At 66.0% G+C, this 16,456-nt stretch carries 15 protein-coding genes; 6 read left to right on the forward strand and 9 right to left on the reverse strand.

Features of this window, described 5'->3' with window-relative positions; all coding sequences use genetic code 11:
• Positions 1-41: 41 nt before the first annotated feature.
• Complete coding sequence (locus tag QC821_RS14950; RefSeq protein ID WP_309723123.1) at positions 42-743, forward strand: hypothetical protein; 702 nt, start codon at positions 42-44, stop codon at positions 741-743.
• Here QC821_RS14950 and QC821_RS14955 read toward each other — a convergent pair.
• On the reverse strand, positions 740-2,227 hold the full coding sequence (locus QC821_RS14955; RefSeq protein WP_309723126.1) for a protein adenylyltransferase SelO: 1,488 nt from the start codon (positions 2,225-2,227) through the stop codon (positions 740-742). The genes QC821_RS14950 and QC821_RS14955 overlap by 4 nt on opposite strands.
• Positions 2,228-2,335: 108 nt before the next feature.
• Positions 2,336-3,205 carry a LysR substrate-binding domain-containing protein gene (locus QC821_RS14960; RefSeq protein WP_309723219.1) on the reverse strand — a complete coding sequence of 290 codons (870 nt, stop codon included), beginning with the start codon at positions 3,203-3,205 and terminating at the stop codon, positions 2,336-2,338.
• Positions 3,206-3,328: 123 nt separating this feature from the next.
• On the opposite strand from QC821_RS14960, the gene QC821_RS14965 reads away from it, so the two are divergent.
• The 3 genes from QC821_RS14965 (at position 3,329) to QC821_RS14975 (ending at position 6,726) form a co-directional block, all read left to right on the forward strand.
• On the forward strand, positions 3,329-4,255 hold the full coding sequence (locus QC821_RS14965; protein WP_309723129.1) for a DMT family transporter: 927 nt from the start codon (positions 3,329-3,331) through the stop codon (positions 4,253-4,255).
• Between the two features lie 590 nt (positions 4,256-4,845).
• Complete coding sequence (locus tag QC821_RS14970; protein WP_309723132.1) at positions 4,846-6,537, forward strand: sodium:solute symporter family protein; 1,692 nt, start codon at positions 4,846-4,848, stop codon at positions 6,535-6,537.
• 60 nt (positions 6,538-6,597) lie between these two features.
• Positions 6,598-6,726, forward strand: a complete 129-nt coding sequence (locus tag QC821_RS14975) for a putative transporter small subunit (RefSeq protein ID WP_232230296.1) — start codon at positions 6,598-6,600, stop codon at positions 6,724-6,726.
• 77 nt (positions 6,727-6,803) lie between these two features.
• Here the strand turns inward: QC821_RS14975 and QC821_RS14980 are convergent, their stop codons facing one another.
• The 6 genes from QC821_RS14980 to QC821_RS15005 all read right to left on the reverse strand — a co-directional run bounded on the left by QC821_RS14980 (position 6,804) and on the right by QC821_RS15005 (position 12,790).
• Positions 6,804-8,069 (reverse strand): TRAP transporter large permease, encoded by a 1,266-nt coding sequence (locus QC821_RS14980; RefSeq protein ID WP_309723134.1) that lies wholly within the window; start codon positions 8,067-8,069, stop codon positions 6,804-6,806.
• Positions 8,066-8,617: a TRAP transporter small permease gene (locus QC821_RS14985; RefSeq protein WP_309723137.1), complete on the reverse strand. Its 552-nt coding sequence runs from the start codon at positions 8,615-8,617 to the stop codon at positions 8,066-8,068. The genes QC821_RS14980 and QC821_RS14985 overlap by 4 nt, the downstream gene beginning before the upstream one ends.
• Positions 8,618-8,628: 11 nt before the next feature.
• Positions 8,629-9,615, reverse strand: coding sequence for a TRAP transporter substrate-binding protein (locus tag QC821_RS14990; protein ID WP_309723139.1), 987 nt, complete (start codon positions 9,613-9,615; stop codon positions 8,629-8,631).
• A 115-nt stretch (positions 9,616-9,730) separates the two neighbouring features.
• Positions 9,731-10,216 (reverse strand): tripartite tricarboxylate transporter TctB family protein, encoded by a 486-nt coding sequence (locus tag QC821_RS14995; RefSeq protein WP_309723142.1) that lies wholly within the window; start codon positions 10,214-10,216, stop codon positions 9,731-9,733.
• Positions 10,213-11,727, reverse strand: a complete 1,515-nt coding sequence (locus QC821_RS15000; RefSeq protein ID WP_076749050.1) for a tripartite tricarboxylate transporter permease — start codon at positions 11,725-11,727, stop codon at positions 10,213-10,215. The genes QC821_RS14995 and QC821_RS15000 overlap by 4 nt, the downstream gene beginning before the upstream one ends.
• Positions 11,728-11,803: 76 nt before the next feature.
• The gene (locus QC821_RS15005; RefSeq protein WP_309723145.1) at positions 11,804-12,790 is read right to left on the reverse strand and encodes a tripartite tricarboxylate transporter substrate binding protein; all 987 of its coding nucleotides are present in this window, start codon (positions 12,788-12,790) and stop codon (positions 11,804-11,806) included.
• A 371-nt stretch (positions 12,791-13,161) separates the two neighbouring features.
• On the opposite strand from QC821_RS15005, the gene QC821_RS15010 reads away from it, so the two are divergent.
• Together QC821_RS15010 and QC821_RS15015 are read left to right on the forward strand one after the other, a co-directional pair.
• The gene (locus QC821_RS15010; RefSeq protein ID WP_309723148.1) at positions 13,162-13,992 is read left to right on the forward strand and encodes an AlkA N-terminal domain-containing protein; all 831 of its coding nucleotides are present in this window, start codon (positions 13,162-13,164) and stop codon (positions 13,990-13,992) included.
• Positions 13,993-14,114: 122 nt separating this feature from the next.
• Complete coding sequence (locus QC821_RS15015; protein WP_309723151.1) at positions 14,115-14,717, forward strand: 2-hydroxychromene-2-carboxylate isomerase; 603 nt, start codon at positions 14,115-14,117, stop codon at positions 14,715-14,717.
• Between the two features lie 6 nt (positions 14,718-14,723).
• Here the strand turns inward: QC821_RS15015 and QC821_RS15020 are convergent, their stop codons facing one another.
• Positions 14,724-16,148 (reverse strand): amidase, encoded by a 1,425-nt coding sequence (locus tag QC821_RS15020; protein ID WP_309723154.1) that lies wholly within the window; start codon positions 16,146-16,148, stop codon positions 14,724-14,726.
• Positions 16,149-16,456: the final 308 nt, after the last annotated feature.

Below are 16,456 nucleotides of genomic sequence, written 5' to 3' on the forward strand. Positions count from 1 at the left end.
TGCGCCGCCGACAACAAGACCCACGCCACCGAGATCGCACCATGCCCTACACCGAAGCTAAGGAACACATCCCAGGTCGCTTGCATGCGCTTTTCGCCGAGCCCTACAGCGCCTTCGACAATCAAGCCATGGAGCGGCAACTGCATCTGGTCGTGGCGCTCAAGGTGTTGCTCGAGGCACCGCTGCGCCAGGAGCGGTTGATGCTGCGGGTAATTCACGGCTGGGAGAACGGCAGTGCCGAGCCGGCGGCACTCGCGCACAGCGAGCATCGCGTGGGGAGCATGGCAGACGTAGCGGCAGTGGCCGACCGCTACCGCCAGGCAACCGAGCAGGGTGACGAATTTCCCGGTTCGGCCGGATCACTGCTGGCCGCGCCGCTGGCAGAGGCGATCGCCGCCGCCGAACGCCAGGGGCAAAGCATCGACGACGAGACGCGCAACAACCCCGTTCACTGGCCGGCGTTCCCTCACGGCCTATCGCTGTACACCTTCTTCAAGGTCTACCATCGGCTGACCTACGGTGAGGACGACCCCTATCGCGTCAGCCGCTGTAATACGCCACAGGGCATGCGCGAGATCCACGAATTCCATCTCGAAGAGGGCGAATTCGTGGTCGCTACCCCACCGCTCGACGCCGAGGAGGGCGACACCCTGGTGATCCTCCATGAGAGCCAGCTGGCACCGGTGCTGGCGCTGATGGAGGAGTGCCTGGTCGCGGCACGCAGGTGGGGGCTGGTGGGCTAGGTGCCGCAGAAGGTGCGAAAGACCCGCGCGGAAGGCGGCGCCGGCTGGGCATAGTCGGCGTCCGCGACGCGCTCCTCGAAGGGCCTTGCCAGCACCTGCATCAGTCGCTCGAAGGGAGCGAAGTCGTCCTCGTCGATGGCCGCGGCCAGCGCCTCCTCGACGCGATGGTTGCGCGGGATATAGGCCGGATTGGCCAGCCGCATGCGCCGCGCGATCTCGCTCCCCTCGACATCTTCCTGCGCCAGGCGTCGACGCCACTCGGCAAGCCAGGCCTGAATCGGCTCGGCGCGTTCGAACAGCGCCACCAGCTCCTGCTCCTCCCCCTCGGCGGCGTCGCATAGCCGCCGAAACGCCAGGGTAAAGTCGGCACGCCCCGCCTGCAGCGCCTCGAGCAGCGCATCGACCAGTTCGCGATCGGCCTGATCGCTGCTTGCCAGCGCTTCGCCAAGCCCCAGCTTGGCACGCATGACCGCGAGCCATTCGGCCTCGTAGCGCCCCGGGTAAGCCTCGAGTATCTCGCTGGCGCGGGCGATGGCCCGCTGCTGGTCGTCATCTATCAGCGGCAGCAGGGTCTCTGCAAAACGCGCCAGGTTCCACTGCACGATCCGCGGCTGATTGGCGTAGGCGTAACGGCCGCCCTCATCGATGGAGCTGAATAGCGTGGCCGGGTCATAGCGCTCCATGAAGGCGCAGGGGCCGTAGTCGATGGTTTCGCCGGAGATGGATGTGTTATCGGTGTTCATCACCCCGTGAATGAAGCCAAGTCCCATCCACCTGGCCACCAGCGCCGCCTGGCGCGCCTGCACCGCCTCGAACAGCGCCAGATAGCGCGCCCCCGGCGGCTCGATGTCGGCAAGCTCGGGATAGTGACGCTCGATGGCGTGATCGGCGAGCTGCAGGACCGCCTCGCTGTCGCCGCGAGCAGCGAAATACTGGAAGGTGCCGATGCGCAGGTGGCTCGATGCCACACGGGTCAGCACAGCGCCGGGCTCCGGTACGCCACGGACGACCCGCTCACCGGTGGTCACCGCCGCCAGCGCCCGGGCAGTGGGCACGCCCAGCACCTGCATGGCCTCACTGATCAGGTACTCGCGCAGCACCGGTCCCAGCGGCGCGCGACCGTCGCCGCCGCGCGAGAACGGCGTACAGCCGGCCCCCTTGAGCTGGATATCGCGCAGCCGCCCGTCGCGGTCGGTGACCTCGCCGAGCAGCACCGCCCGGCCATCGCCAAGGCGCGGATTGAAGTGGCCGAACTGGTGCCCGGCATAGGCCTGGGCCAGCGGTGCCGCCCCATCCGGCACGCGATTACCGGAGAACCACTCGGCTGCCGCTGTCTCGTCGTAGGCGTCAAGATCCAGGCCCAGCGCCTCGGCCAGCGGCCGGTTGAAGGCCACCAGTCGCGGCGCCTTGACCGGCACCGGGTCGAAGCGGGCATAGAAGCGCTCGGGAAAGTTCGCGTAGCGCAGGGTGAACTCGGGAAACATGGCGACTCCGGTCGATCACGTGAGGCATTGACGCCCAAAGCCTGAGTGTAACGCTCAGGATTGTGACTTTCGAGCCATTGTCCCGCAGCCACCCCCTCGCCGGCCATCTCAGCCCGCCTCGCTGGGCGATAGCTCCTCGCGGATCAGCTCGGCCAGGCGCCGGGCGGGCTCGGTTGGGCGGCGGGCGGCGCGATGCAGTGCCAGCTCGATGGTGGGTAGCGGCGGCAAGCCACTCGCCTCGTCCAGGGCACGCAGCTGGGGGCCGAGCATGCTGCGGGTCACCACCACGATTGCCAGCCCCGCCTGCACCACCGGCCCCAGCCCGGCCATCGACTGGCTGGTGTAGGCCACCCGCCAGTCGCGCCCCGCCTCGGCCAGCGCCTGCTCGGCCACCTCGCGGAAAAGGTCGGCCCCCGGCGAGTAGAGGGCCAGCGGCAGCGGGTCGGAGAGCGGCGGCTGGCGCTCCAGCCCCACCGCCCAGGCCAGCGGCTCGCGGCGGATCACTTCGCCGCCAGGCGAGCGGCGCTGGCGAGTCACCAGCGCCAGGTCCAGCTCACCGTCGCGAACCCGTTCAACCAGGTCGACGCTGGTGCCGCAGATCACCTGCAGGCTCACGTCGGGATAGAGCTGGTAGAACCACGAGAACACCGACGTCAGCAGGCTGGCGTAGTCCTCGGGAATTCCCAGGTTCAGCTCGCCGGTGACGCGCTTCGAGCGCATGTCGGTCAGGGCCTCATCGTTAAGCGCCAGCAGCCGCCGGGCGTGCCCCAGCAGCCGCTCTCCTTCCGCTGAAAAGCGGATCCGCCGCCCCTCCTTCTCGTGCAGCACCACGCCCAGCGAGGCCTCGAGCCGGCTCAGCTGCATGCTGACGGTTGACTGGGTATAGGCCAGGCGCCGTGCCGCCGCGGTGACGCTGCCGGTATCGGCGATCGCTACCAGGGTGCGCAGCAGGCTCAGGTCGAGGGTCTGGGCACGCATCGATTCATCACGCTCCTTGATGGGTTCGTTCAAGAAAGATCGTTATTGTGATGATTGTGCAGCGGATAGCATAGCGGCGTCACCCCTTGATAATCCTCGACGCCTGACCCGGAGACCACGACCATGCTGCTGAACACCTCTCGCCTCCTTCACTTGCCCTGGCTTGGCGGCGGTGCCGCGGCGCTCGCGGTGGTGCTGTGGGCGCTGGTGCCACTGCTGGTCACCCAGGCCGGGGCCCTGCCGCCGCTGCGCCTATCGGCCCTGGCCCTGCTCGCCGGGGCCCTGGGCACCCTGCCCATGGCTCGACGGCGGCGCAACCCCAGCGCCGCGGGCCGCAGCGCCAAGGAGGCACTGGTCTATCTGGGCGTGGCGCTGCTTATCGCCGGCGCGGTGGGCGCCAGCTTTACCGCCTTCACCCTGGCGCCGGCGGCGGAGGCGTCGTTGATCCTCTACGCCTGGCCGGTGCTGTTCCTGCTGGCCAGCCGGCGGCTGGCGCTGGGACGGTTGCCGGCCACCACCCTGGCCGGGGCGCTGCTGGCGTTCAGCGGCGCCGCTCTGCTGGTGGCCCCCCAGGCGCTGTCCGGCGGCATGTCGGGTGCCTGGAGCGGCTACCTGCTGGCGGCGGTAGCGGCGCTATGCTGGGCGCTCTATTCGCTGGCCTGCCAGGTGCCCGCCTGGCGCCTGGGCAAGCGGATGCCCCACCTGCTGCTGATCGCCAGCGTGCTGACCGGCATCGCCAGCCTGGCCCTGGAGGGCACCGCCTCCTTGCCCTCGCAGGAGACCCTGCTGGTGACCGCCGCACTGGGGCTTGGCCCCTACGGGCTCGCCATGCTGGCCTGGGACCGCGCCATGCGCGACTCACTGGCACATCAGGTCGGCCAGCTGGCCCATGCGGTGCCCGTGCTGGCCACGCTGATACTGGTGGTAGCGGGGGTCGCCGCCCCCGACTGGCGGCTGCCGGTGGCAGCGCTGCTGGTGGTGGCGGGCAGCGTCACCGCCGCCCGCCGGCCGACCGACCACCCCACCCTCAGAGGGGGCATGGCCGACTGAAGGACATCCTCGCCGCTCGTTGCCAGCAGCACCCGGCAACCGGCTGGCCAAGAAGCCATTGCGTGCGCCAAAGTACAGTTCGGCGCATCTGGAGGCATTTAGCCCCTAGATCAGGACAGATTGGACTTTCACGCTTCGTGTGCGTAGGGTAATGCTCGCTCGGATCGATCCATAATAACGCCAACAACCGATCCCCGACTGGCCTGGCCTCCGGCCTTGGCCACCCTGGTCTCGCCTCCCTGCAGACTGGACCACCGGTGCTAGCGACGCTTCGTCGTCCGCACCATCAATAGAGAAGACATCCATGTCGCGCCACTATGCCGATGAAGGCCGGTGCATGCCGCGCCGCCCGCCGCCCGACCGCCCCTCCGTGGGGTAATGCCTGACTGACGGCAGCGTCTTGCCGTGCCCAATCGATAGCATCTGATGCTGCGCCACGCCTGGCGCCCGCACGTCTGTGCCTGCGCGACAGTCAGCCACAGGCCGCCTTCCGGCCTGGCCACCCTGCACCACCACCGCCACTGCGTCCGGTATGTCGACCCGATCGTCATGCCCTGGGCGTATCCGTTCCACCCGCAGAGAGACTGCCCTTGAACAGCGAATCGCTCTATCAGTTTTCGACCCTGACCGTCATCTTGCTGCTGCTCGCCTTCTACGGCGGCACCTACCTGATGACACTCGGCATCCGCAAGAAGAACGAAGACGCCGACGCCTTCATGGTTTCCAACCACCGCGTGGGCTTCGGCATGGGCGCTGCCAGCATGACCGCCACCTGGATCTGGGCCGCATCTTTCTACGCCGCCGCCACCTCCGGCTATACCTACGGCGTCTCCGGACCTATCCACTACGGCCTGTGGGGGGCACTGATGATCCTGTTCATCTACCCCTTCGGCCGGCGCTTTCGCAAGCTCGCCCCCAATGCCCACACCCTGGGTGAGCTGATCCACGCCCGCCACGGCTCCTCCAGCCAGCTGATCCTGGCCCTCTCCAACGTGCTGGGCAGCGTGATCAGCCTGATGGTCAACTTCACCGCCGCCGGCGCCCTGGTCTCGGTGCTCTCGCCGCTGTCGTTCCAGGCCGGGGTGATCATTGCCGGCTTCGGCGTACTGCTCTATACGCTGTGGTCAGGCTTCCGCGCCTCGGTGATGACCGACTTCGCTCAACTGGTGGCGCTGATGGCGATTGCCATCGTGATCATTCCCGCGGTGTTCTTCGCCATGGGCGGCCCCAGCGAGCTGGTGGCAGGCCTGGACAACCTGACGGTCGAGCAGGCCAACCTGTTCTCGATGGATGCCATCCTCTACCAGGGCGCCCCCTTCTTCGTCGCCGTGCTGGCCTATGCCATCGGTAACCAGACGATTTCCCAGCGCCTGTTCGCGGTCAACGAAAGCCATATCAAGCCAACCTTCATCACCGCGACCATCGGCTACGGTGCCATCGTCATCGGGCTGGGCATGATCGGCCTGATGGCGCTGACGCTGGGCGTCGAGCCCATGGGCGGCGACATGAACAACCTGATCCCGCAGATGGTCTCCGGCTACCTGCCGCCGCTGTTCATTGCGCTGTTCTTCATCCTGGTAATCGGCTCGCTCTCGTCTACCGCCGACTCCGATCTCTCGGCGCTGTCGGCGATCATGATGGCCGACGTCTATGGCAAGAACATCGCCCGCGGCAAGGCCGACCCCAAGCGCATGCTGCTGGTCGGGCGCCTGACCATGATCATCGCCACCGCGGTGGGCATCGTGTTTGCCAGCTTCTCGCTGGATATCCTGGTGATGCTGGTATTCGTCGGCGCGCTGTGGGGGGCCATCGTCTTCCCGGTCATCGCCAGCTGTTTCTGGAATCGGGTCACCAACCAGGCCTTCACCACCTCGGTACTGGTGGCCATGGTGCTGTTCTGCCTGGCGCGCTTCGAGCTGCTGCCCATGACCGGCGTCAGCGGCCTGTTCTTCGAGGTACTGGCCAGCATCGGCGGTGGCGTGATCGTCGGCCTGATGGTGTTCGGCTTCCTCGGCCGCATCGCCGGGTTCATCGCCGCCGCCCTGGCGCTGGCCGCGATGCTGGTGTTCGCCACCGACTTCCTGCGCGACTACACCGTACTGCTGGCCTCGCTGACCGCCTATGGCGCCAGCACCGTGGTCTGCGTGGTGATGAGCCTGATGAGCCGCCAGGAAGACTTCGACTTCGCCACCATCGGCGAGCGGGTCGGCGACTACGACTCTCAAAAGCCCAGCGTGCAGCCGGGCGGTGCCGCGCCGGCCGGTCCGGCCGTCCAGCACTGATCATCCCCTTGAGCTTAACGCGATGCCGCCGGCCGGCATCGCTATAATGGAGAACACGACATGACTGCACTCTATGGTTTCTACGTGCTGATCTGGCCCGCCATCACCCTGGGGGTGCTGGTGGTGATCTGCCGCGCGGTGCTCCGCGACCGCCGCAAGGCGAAGGAGGAGCAGCGCGAGCTGGTATGAACCGCACTGCATGACCACAACGGGCCCTGATATCAGGGCCCGTTGTGTTTCTGGGGACGACTATGCCGGGATGCAGTTCAGCGCCCGATCAGCCCGGTGGTCAGCCACGGCTGCCAGGCCAGCAGCACCAAGGTCGCCAGGGTCGCGAGCAGGAACGGGATCAGCGCGCGGAAGATGCGCAGCGTCGAGGCCCCGGTCATCGATGACGCGATGAATAGCCCCGCCCCCACCGGTGGCGTCAGCAGGCCGAGCACCAGGGTCAAGCACACCACCACGCCAAACTGGTAGGGGCTGATGCCGAACTGCTGGGTGGCAATCGGCAGCAGGATCGGCACCACCAGGATCAGCGCGGCGATGCCGTCGATGACCATGCCCACCAGCAGCAGCGAGCCGATCACCAGCAGCAGGAACAGGAAGGGGTCGGTGGTCAGTGCCGAGATCGCCGCGGCGGCCATTTGCGGCAGGCGCTCGTAGGTCACCACCCAGCCGAATACCCCGGCGGCGGCGATCAGCATGATCACCAGCCCGGCGTTGACCGCGGTGCGGGTCAGCACCCGCGGCAGCTGGCCGAGGGTCAGCTCGCCATACAGCAAGCGCCCCAGCAGCAGTGCCGCCAGCGAGGCCAGCGCCGCCGACTCGGTGGGCGTCGCCACCCCGAGCAGAATGCCACCGATGATGATCAGCGGGATCGACAGCGCTGGCACGCCCATGATCAGCGCCCGGCGCGCCTCGTCGCGGGTCGGCCAGTTGCCCTTGGGGTACTGCTGGCGCAGCCCGACCACGGCAATCGCCAGGAAGAAGCTGAAGCCCAACAGCAGGCCGGGAAGGATACCGGCGATGAACATCTCGGCGATCGGTACCTGGGCGATCACCCCGAACAGCACGAACAGCATCGACGGCGGAATGATCGGCGACAGCAGGCCGCCGGCGGCGGTGATCGCCGCGCTGTAGGGCTTGTCGTAGCCCTCGCGCTCCATGGCCGGCACCATGGCCCGCGACATGATCGCGATCTGCGACGCCGCCGAGCCGATGATCGCCGCCATCATCATGTTGGCGACCAGGTTGATATAGGCCAGGCCGCCGCGGAAGCCGCCCACCAGCAGCCGCGCCAGGTCGATCAGGCGGCGGGTCACGCCGCCCTCGTTCATCAGTTCGCCAGCCAGCATGAACAGCGGGATCGCCAGCAGCCCATAGCTCTCGATGGCACCAAACAGCTGCTGCGGGTAGGACTCGAACAGCACCGTATTGCCCGAATCGGCGATATACCACGCCGCGGTGAGCGCCAGCACCAGGGCGATGGGCACCGCGGCGATCAGCAAGATGGCAAACACCACCACGGTCATGGGCTGGGCTCCTCGGCCGGCGCTCTCAGGTCGCGCAGCGCCTGGCACAGATTGCTGACGCCGTGCAGCGTCAGCGACACGGCGAACAGCGGCATGATCAGCCACACCCAGAACTTCCTGATGCCCAGGGTCGAGGTGTTCTCGGCGTAGATGAAGTTGAAGGTCTGGCCCTGGAAGGCCTGGACATCGAAGCCGGCGCGCCATAGCGCCAGCGGCTGATACCAGCGCCAGCACAGCCACAGCATGAGCAGCGCGAAGGTCAGCACGGTGAGGTCGACGAACAGCGACAGCCAGCGCCGCGGGCGACCCGGCAGCGCATCGCTGAGCAGCGTCACGGCGATGCCCTGGCGGCGCTTGAGCACCGCCGAGGCGATCAGGAAGGTCATCCAGATCATCGCGTAGATGGCCAGCTCGCTGATCCAGTACAGCGGGCTACCGGCGGCGCGAAAGGCGATATTGATCAGGATCAGCAAGGTCACCGAGGCGGCCAGCGCCGCCGCGGCGATCTCTTCGAGCCTGGCCAACCCCAGCGAAAGGCGTGACAGCATGGCGCGTTCGTTCACTCCTCGCGCAGGCGGTCGGCTTCCTCGCGCAGCGCCTCGAGGGACGGTGCCTTGTCGGCCCAGATACCCTCCCACTCGGCGATGGCGTCGCTGAAGAACTCGGCGTCGGCCTCGACGATATTGAGGTCAAGCTCGCGGATCTCCTGCTCCTGCTCGGCGTCCTGCTGCTGGAAGCCGGTGATCACGTTGTCGAGGTGCTCGGCCATGGCGGTGCGGATCAGCTCCTGATCGCCCTCGTCCAGCTCGTTCCATACCCGGCCCGAGACCACGCCCACCATGGGGAACATCATATGGTTGGAGATCAGCAGGTTATCGGCCTGCTCGTGGAATTTGAGAATCAGGATCGAGTCGAAATCCATGTCGATGGCATCGACCTGGCCGTTGGCCAGGGCATCGTAGACCTCGAGCAGCGGCAGCGGCGCCGGCGCCGCACCGGTGGCGGTATAGAAGTCGCGGATCGGGTCGAACGGGGTGATGCGCAGGCGCTGGCCGCGCATGTCGTCGACGCTCTCGATGGGCGAGCGCGACAGCACCTGGCGCATGCCCACCATGCCATAGCCCATGCCGACCAGACCCACCCCGCCGGGCAGCTGGTCGAGCAGCGCATTGGCGGCGTCGGACTGCAGCAAGCGCGCGGCGTGGTCGACGCCATCCACCAGGTAGGGCGCGTAGAGCGCACCGAAGTCCGGCACCCGATTGGAGATCTCGGCGATGGTCAGAAAGGCCATGTCCAGCGCGCCGGTCTGCAGCTGCTGCACCATCTGCGCTTCGTTGCCGAGCTGCTGGGCCGGGTAGACGCTGACGCTGTGCTCGCCGCCGGAACGCTCGGCGAGGGTCTCGGCGAAGGCCTCGGCCTCCTGGGACCACATGTGCTGGGGCGGGGTGATCAATCCCAGGCGAAACTCCCTCGCCTGGGCGGAGAGCGAAGCAGCAGCGAAGGTGGCGGCCGCAACGGCCAGTGTCAGCGTCTTGAGGGGGCGCATGTAAGCCTCGTCGTTATCGGAATAGTAAGAGCACGACAAGGTTACCTCAGCGCCTGCGTTGATGGCACCCACCCGCTGCGCCAGGCGCTGGCTGGCCGATGGGTGCCGCTCGGCGTCAGAACAGCAGCGAGGGGGGCAAGGTGATACCGATCATCTGGATGAACAGCACCCATACCGCCGCCGCCACCAGCACCGGTACCAGCAGGATGCTCTTGAGCCGCGCCCCGGGGGCTAGCACGGCGATCAGCACGGCATTGTAGAGGTAGGTCGAGACGATCAAGCCGAGATTGAGCACCATCCAGAAATAGACCACGGCACCGCCCAGCATCAGCCCCGAAGCCAGGCCAATCGCTAGCAGGTCCTGTGCCGGGCCCTCATCGGCCCCCTGCCCCTGACGGCGCCGCCTGGCCTCCAGGCCCAGCATGGCCAGCACCCAGACCCCGGAGGCGATCAGGAAGTAGTAGGCGGTCTGCGGCATGATGTAGGACGGCACCAGCGGCGCAACCCGCCAGTTGCCATACTGGATATGCAGCAGGCCGGCCACCCCGAGCGATAGCATCAGGGCCACCGACAGCAACTCTCTCACCATGGTGCGGTTCATTTCTTGGCCCTCAGCGCAAAGGTGAATAGCAGGATCAGCACCACCGCCGCCACATAGAAGCCGATGGCAATCGGGCTGCTGACCAGCACCCACCAGTCACCGCCGCCCATGATCATCGACTGCCGCAGGGCACGCTCGGCCCCCGGGCCGATGATGAAGCCCAGCACCAGCGGCGCCAGCGGGAACTTGAGCAGGCGCAGCGTGACCCCCAGCACCCCGGCGAACAGCAGCACCCAGACGTCCACCACCGAGTTGTTGGCGGCGTAGGTGCCGACGATGGCCAGGATGAACACGGCGGGTATCAGGTAGCCCGGCTGGATCATGGCGATCCGCGAATAGTAGGGCAGCAGCACCTTGCCCAGCACCAGGTTCACCAGGTTGGCGAAGATCAGCGTGAAGAACAGCGCGTAGATGATCTCGGTATTGTCGTTGAGCAGGCTCGGCCCAGGGGTCATGCCCATCAGGATGAAGGCCGCGCCAAACAGCGCCGCGGTGGCACTGCCGGGGATGCCGAAGGCGAACAGCGGAATGAAGGTCGAACCGGCGGTGGCGCTGTTGCCCGACTCGGCGCTGGCGATACCCTCCAGCGAGCCCTTGCCGAACTCCTCCGGCTTGCGTGAGAAGCGCTGCGCCAGGCCGTAGCTCATGAAGGCCGCCAGCGACTGCCCAGCGCCGGGCAGCGCCCCGATGAAGGTGCCTACCGCCGCGCCGATGTAGGTGGCCTTGAGGGTCGACTTGAACTCCACCCACGACAGCTGATCCTTGCGGATATCGTAGCCCTGCAGCAGGCTGGCCTGCTCGGCCACGTCGTCCATCAGCTTGTCGACCTTGCGCCGCCACAGCTTGGCGCCCTGCACCACCACTTCGGAGATCGCAAAGATCCCGATCAGCACCGGGATCAGGCTCAAGCCTCCCGACAGGCCCGGCATGCCGAAGGTCAGCCGCGCCGAGCCGGTGATCGGATCGCGCCCGATCATCGCCAGCAGGATGCCGATGGCCGCCACGGCGAGCCCCTTGGCCACCATGCCCTGGCTGAGGGCGGCGATCAGCATCAGCGAGAAGGCGTAGAGGGCGAAGAATTCGATGGGCCCGAAGCTCAGCGCCACCGCCGCCAGCGGCACGGCAATGAAGATCAGCACCAGGTCACTGGTGGTGTCGCCGATCACCGAGGAGTAGAGCGCGGTATGCAGCGCCTTGCTCGGCTTGCCCTTGAGCTTGGCCTGGTAGCCATCGATGCTGGTGGCCGCCGCCCCCGGCGTACCCGGCACGCCGAACGATATGGCAGCAATCGAGCCACCGAACAGCCCGCCCTTGTAGATCCCCACCAGCAGGCCCATGGCCATGGCCGGCTCCAGGAAAAACACGAACGGCAGCAGCAGGGCGATGGCCATATCCCCCGACAGGCCAGGAATGGCGCCGAGGGTGATGCCCAGCAGCACTCCCAGCATCACATACATCAACACATAAGGATGAAAGGCCAGCGCACTGGCCTCAATGACAAGATCAAGCATCGGTGCTCTCCGAGGAGCCAGAAAGGATCACGCACACAGAGGAAGCCGGCAGGACCGGCTTCCTCGGCGCCCGGCGTCAGTCTTGCTCGATGGCGGCAAGCACTTCCTGTACCCGCTCGGTGGTCTCGCGGTAGATCTGCTGTGCGCTCTCGCGGCCCTGAACGTTGTTCAGCCCGGCGGAGGCCTGGTTGGACATGGTTTGCGCGGTCTCGGTCTCGAGGCCCTGCATGATGCAGTCGGCGAGTGCCTGCTGAATCTCGTCGGAGACCGAGGAGAAGGTGTAGACCAGCAGCGGCGCCTCGAAGGAGACGTCATAGCCGGCTTCCTGGAAGGTCGGCACGTCGGGCAGCACGTCGGAGCGCTCGTCGGCAAATACGCCGATGGCGGTGACTTCGCCCTCTTCCACGTTGGAGACGATCGACGGCGGCAGCGTCATGCCCAGGTGGGCGTGGCCGCCAAGGATCATGGTGCGGGTCTCGCCGCCACCGGTGGTCGGCAGGTGCACGTTCTGGATACCGGTTTCCATCTCCAGCAGCACCAGCGGTAGGTGCACCAGGCTCAGCGGATCGGCGTGGCCGAAGATCAGGGTATTGGGCTCAGCTTCTGCCAGTTCGATCCAGTCTTCGATGCTCTGGATGGGGTGGTCGGCCTTGACGTAGACGGTGGGCTTCCAATCGGTGAGGTGAACGATCGGCGCCCAGTCCTCCACCTCCCAGTCGGTGTCTTCGGTAAGGGTCTGGGTAATGGTCGCGGAGTAGTCCGCCATCAGGATGGTATGGCCGTTAGGTTCAGCATCGGCAACGAACTGCAGCCCCTCCATGCCGCCGGCCCCCGGCATGCTGACCACATCGATACGCGTGCCGCAATATTCCGCGGCGTTGGCGGCAATAATTCGCGCGGTAATGTCGGTACTCCCCCCTGCACCATAGGGCATCACAATACGGATCGGATCGCTTCCCAGCAGTGACTCTGCGTCTGATGCGGCAGCAGAGGTAGACAGCATGGCGGTGGAGATCATGGCGGCACTGATCGCCACGCTGATTTTCGACATTTTAGGCGTCATCATTAATTCCTCGATACTCTTCATGTTTTTGTCAAGAAAGGGGAAAAACAACCGTCCGACGCGACAGTCACCCTACTTCCCAGGAGCCCTTGGCGGATATTTGGCGAACTGATTCACGGGCATTTCTGTGATTATCTTTGCCTGCTAAAGGTATGCCGTTTAATCGTATCGCCATGGCTTTCGGCTCCTGTTAAGAGCCTAGTGAGCTGACACGAAAGACACTTGCCGATTTCCCGGAAATCTTTGTCAATTACCCGGTGATGCCCCCTAAACACAGGATTGTTACTAATAAAGAAGAGATGAACATCTTCAAATTGCGCAGGCATCTCGGGCTACACTGGCGCAAACGATTCACTCCACTGGTGCCCCTGATGATGAATGACGCTCGCGGCTACGCCGGCGAACCTGCTGTATCGCAGCGTATTGAGCTCGCCTACCGCCCGCCCTATGCCTGGCAGACGCTGCGCGACTTCCATGCCAAGCGCGCCATTCATGGCCTGGAGTGGGTCGAGGAAGACCGCTATGGCCGGACCATTCAGTGGGGCCAGGCCCGCGGCCGCTTCAGCGCTGTTCACCGCCCAGATCGACACGCCTTCGAGGTTCATCTGCAGCTCGACGCCCCCGCGGTGCTCGACCCGGTAATAGGTAATATCCGCCGCGTGCTCGACCTTGACGCCGATACGGCACTGATAGAGTCGCACCTGGCCAAGGCGCTGCCTGGGCTGGCCCTGGTGGAGGGGCTGCGCCTGCCTGGCACCTGGACGGCATTCGAAGCCGGGGTGCGAGCGATCCTCGGCCAGCAGGTCTCGGTGGCGGCGGCCCGGCGCCTGGTCACCATCCTGGTCAGCGAGCTGGGCGACGCCGAGGCCGACGGCCAGCGCCACTTCCCCAGCGCCGAGCAGATCGCCGCGAGTGAGCTGGCCTTTCTCGGCATGCCCGATGCCCGGCGCCAGACGCTGCGCCGCTTCGCTGCCTGGCATGCCGGCGGAGAGGCCAGCGAGGATCCGCGTGCCTGGACCACTCTCAAGGGCATCGGCCCGTGGAGCGCCGACTACGCCACCCTGCGCGGCACCTCGCACCCGGATATCTGGCTAGGCGGCGACCTGGGTATTCGCAAGGCGTTGCCAGCCCTTCAAGACGCCGACCCGCAGCACGCCGCGCCGTGGCGCAGCTATCTCACCCTGCAGCTCTGGAGCCGCTGACGCCGCGTGCTCGTCTGCCTGGGCACATCACGGCAGCCTTGATCAGGAGCGCCCTCCCCCCAGCGCAGCTACACTCATCCCACCTTGCGCTGACTCAGCGCATCCACTCCAGGGACATCACCATGCCCAAGCACATCACCTACTACTTCAGCCAGGTATCCCCCTGGTCCTACCTTGGCCACGCCAAGATTGGCGAGATCGCCTCTCGATACGGCGCGACCATCGACTACGTGCCGATTACCCTGAGTGCCGTCTTCCCGCGAACCGGCGGCGTCCCCCTGCCCAAGCGGGCTCCGGAGCGCCAGGCCTATCGCATGGCGGAGCTGAAACGCTGGCCACAGCTGCGCGGCGTGCCGCTCAACGTGGCGCCCAAGCACTTCCCCACCGATGATCGCCCGGCGGCACGCATGGTATTGACGGCCAAGGCGCAGGGGCACGATGTCGCCCAGCTGTCGCTGGCCATCCTGCGTGCCTGCTGGCACGAAGAGCGCGACGTCGCCGATCTCGCCACCCTGAGCGAGCTCGCCGCGGCCTTCGGCCTGGATGGCAAGGCCCTGCTGGAGGCATCAGAAGCGGAAAAGGGTCAGCGGCGCCTCGATGACGCCTGCGAGCAGGCCATCGCCGCCGGCTGCTTCGGCGCCCCCTGGTACGACGTGGATGGCGAACCCTTCTGGGGCCAGGACCGCCTCGAGCTGGTGAAAAAGAAACTGGCCGGCGAGCTGTGAGCCGAGCTAGGCCACGAACGGATCTACCGGTGTGCAGGGACCAAACGCAGACTCGATGACCCCGGCAGCCTCCAGCACCAGGTCGTCGCGAAAGCGATCGGCGTAGAGCTGGACGGTCATCGGTGCGCTGTCGATCGGCCGTGTCGGCACGACGACCGCCGGAATGCCGAGCAGATTGCCGGGGGTCACGAACCACTGCATGCCCAGCATCAGGTCAGCGCCGGCGGTCGATGCCACGTCGGCATCGTGCTCGAAGGGTGCCGACGGCCAGACGGGCCCCAGCACGAGCGGATAGTCCGCAAAGAACCCCAGCCAGGCGCGGCCGATGCGCGAACGCTCCTGATGGAGCGCGGCATGCGTTACCGCCGGATCGATCTTGGCAATCAGGGCATCCATCAGCATGGCGGCCTCCGCACTGAGCATCGGGCGTATTGACGCGGCGGTGAGGTTCAGGTCGGACATCTGGAACTGTGTCCAGAGGTGATTGATCAGCTCGATTTCCGGCGGTATCGCCTCCTCTACCTGATAGCCGGCAGCGGCAAGCGCCTCGCCTGCCGCCCGCACGCTGGCGACAATGCTCTGGTCAACGACACTGCCGGGCAGCGATGTCACCATGGCCACGCGGCGTGGCACTCGCGGCCCCTCCAGCGCTACCGTCACCGAGCGAGGATCACGCATGTGCTGGCCGTGAATCTGCTCCAGTGCAAGCCTGAGATCGCTGACGCTGCGGGCGATGGGGCCATCGGTCAGCATTACCTGGGCACTCAGGAAGCCATCGCCGGCACTCCCAAAAGGAACGCGCCCCTGGGTCGGCTTCAATGCCGCCACACCGCAGCAGAACGCAGGGTTTCTCAGCGATCCACCGATGTCGTTGCCGATGCCGAGTGGCGACATGCCGGACGCCACCGCCGAGCCTTCGCCGCCGCTGCTGCCTCCGGCGGTCAGCTGCGCGTTCCACGGATTGCGCGTCAGCCCCCTGAACGGGTTGCTGGTCGATATACGCAGGCCCATTTCAGGCATGTTGGTGCGCCCAATGGGAATCGCGCCGGCGGCGCGCATCCGCTCAATCACCGGCGCATCCCGCTCAGGCAGCGCATCGGCGTTCGCCGCCAGGCCGAAGGTGGTCGGGGTACCGACGCAGTCGATGTTCTCTTTCACGGTAATTGGCACCCCGTGCAGCGCCGGCAGATGGCGTTTCCCATGTTTCTTGCGAAACGCATCTGCCGCGTCTGCCGCCTCACGAGATTGGGTTTGCAACATCACGGTGACGGCATTGAGCAGCGGGTTGACCGCCTCGATCCTCACCAGATGCGCATCGATCACCTCACGGCTCGATACATCCCCGGCTCTGATGAGCGCTGCCAATGTCGTGGCGGACTGGCGCCACAGTTCCTGAGCACGGCCCGGGGCCGCGGAAGCACGCTTTATCATGGTGTCAGTTCCTTTGTGGCCGTGCTGCTCGCTAACCGGGGCGGCACGGAGATGCGATCCTGCATCAGATGGCCTCACTGCGGCGTGAGGCCTACCCAGTAGGATAGTCGCTCATGGCGAAATAACCTCGGGCGGCGAAAGGGCATGCCGGACCGATCCGCCGATTGCCAGAGGCGGCTGTGCCAGCGCTGGCGATTGGCGCTGGTTATCGGCATCCATAGAGCAAAGCAATCATGATCATCCGTAAAATCTATCTCTCATGGAAATATATCCCGACAAATAGCGAAAAAATGCGAAGTTGACAGTAT

It is taken from the genome of Franzmannia qiaohouensis (assembly GCF_031451695.1).
GTDB lineage: Bacteria > Pseudomonadota > Gammaproteobacteria > Pseudomonadales > Halomonadaceae > Franzmannia > Franzmannia qiaohouensis.

Excerpts from the sequence above, each read along its gene's own strand:
- QC821_RS15000 (WP_076749050.1), bottom strand. The coding sequence starts at position 11,727 with ATGCTTGATCTTGTCATTGAGGCCAGTGCGCTGGCCTTTCATCCTTAT.
- QC821_RS15005 (WP_309723145.1), bottom strand. The coding sequence starts at position 12,790 with ATGACGCCTAAAATGTCGAAAATCAGCGTGGCGATCAGTGCCGCCATG.
- QC821_RS14985 (WP_309723137.1), bottom strand. The coding sequence starts at position 8,617 with ATGCTGTCACGCCTTTCGCTGGGGTTGGCCAGGCTCGAAGAGATCGCC.
- QC821_RS15010 (WP_309723148.1), top strand. The coding sequence starts at position 13,162 with ATGATGAATGACGCTCGCGGCTACGCCGGCGAACCTGCTGTATCGCAG.
- QC821_RS14950 (WP_309723123.1), top strand. The coding sequence starts at position 42 with ATGCCCTACACCGAAGCTAAGGAACACATCCCAGGTCGCTTGCATGCG.
- QC821_RS14980 (WP_309723134.1), bottom strand. The coding sequence starts at position 8,069 with ATGACCGTGGTGGTGTTTGCCATCTTGCTGATCGCCGCGGTGCCCATC.
- QC821_RS14960 (WP_309723219.1), bottom strand. The coding sequence starts at position 3,205 with ATGCGTGCCCAGACCCTCGACCTGAGCCTGCTGCGCACCCTGGTAGCG.
- QC821_RS14975 (WP_232230296.1), top strand. The coding sequence starts at position 6,598 with ATGACTGCACTCTATGGTTTCTACGTGCTGATCTGGCCCGCCATCACC.
- QC821_RS14965 (WP_309723129.1), top strand. The coding sequence starts at position 3,329 with ATGCTGCTGAACACCTCTCGCCTCCTTCACTTGCCCTGGCTTGGCGGC.
- QC821_RS14990 (WP_309723139.1), bottom strand. The coding sequence starts at position 9,615 with ATGCGCCCCCTCAAGACGCTGACACTGGCCGTTGCGGCCGCCACCTTC.
- QC821_RS14955 (WP_309723126.1), bottom strand. The coding sequence starts at position 2,227 with ATGTTTCCCGAGTTCACCCTGCGCTACGCGAACTTTCCCGAGCGCTTC.
- QC821_RS15020 (WP_309723154.1), bottom strand. The coding sequence starts at position 16,148 with ATGATAAAGCGTGCTTCCGCGGCCCCGGGCCGTGCTCAGGAACTGTGG.
- QC821_RS15015 (WP_309723151.1), top strand. The coding sequence starts at position 14,115 with ATGCCCAAGCACATCACCTACTACTTCAGCCAGGTATCCCCCTGGTCC.
- QC821_RS14995 (WP_309723142.1), bottom strand. The coding sequence starts at position 10,216 with ATGAACCGCACCATGGTGAGAGAGTTGCTGTCGGTGGCCCTGATGCTA.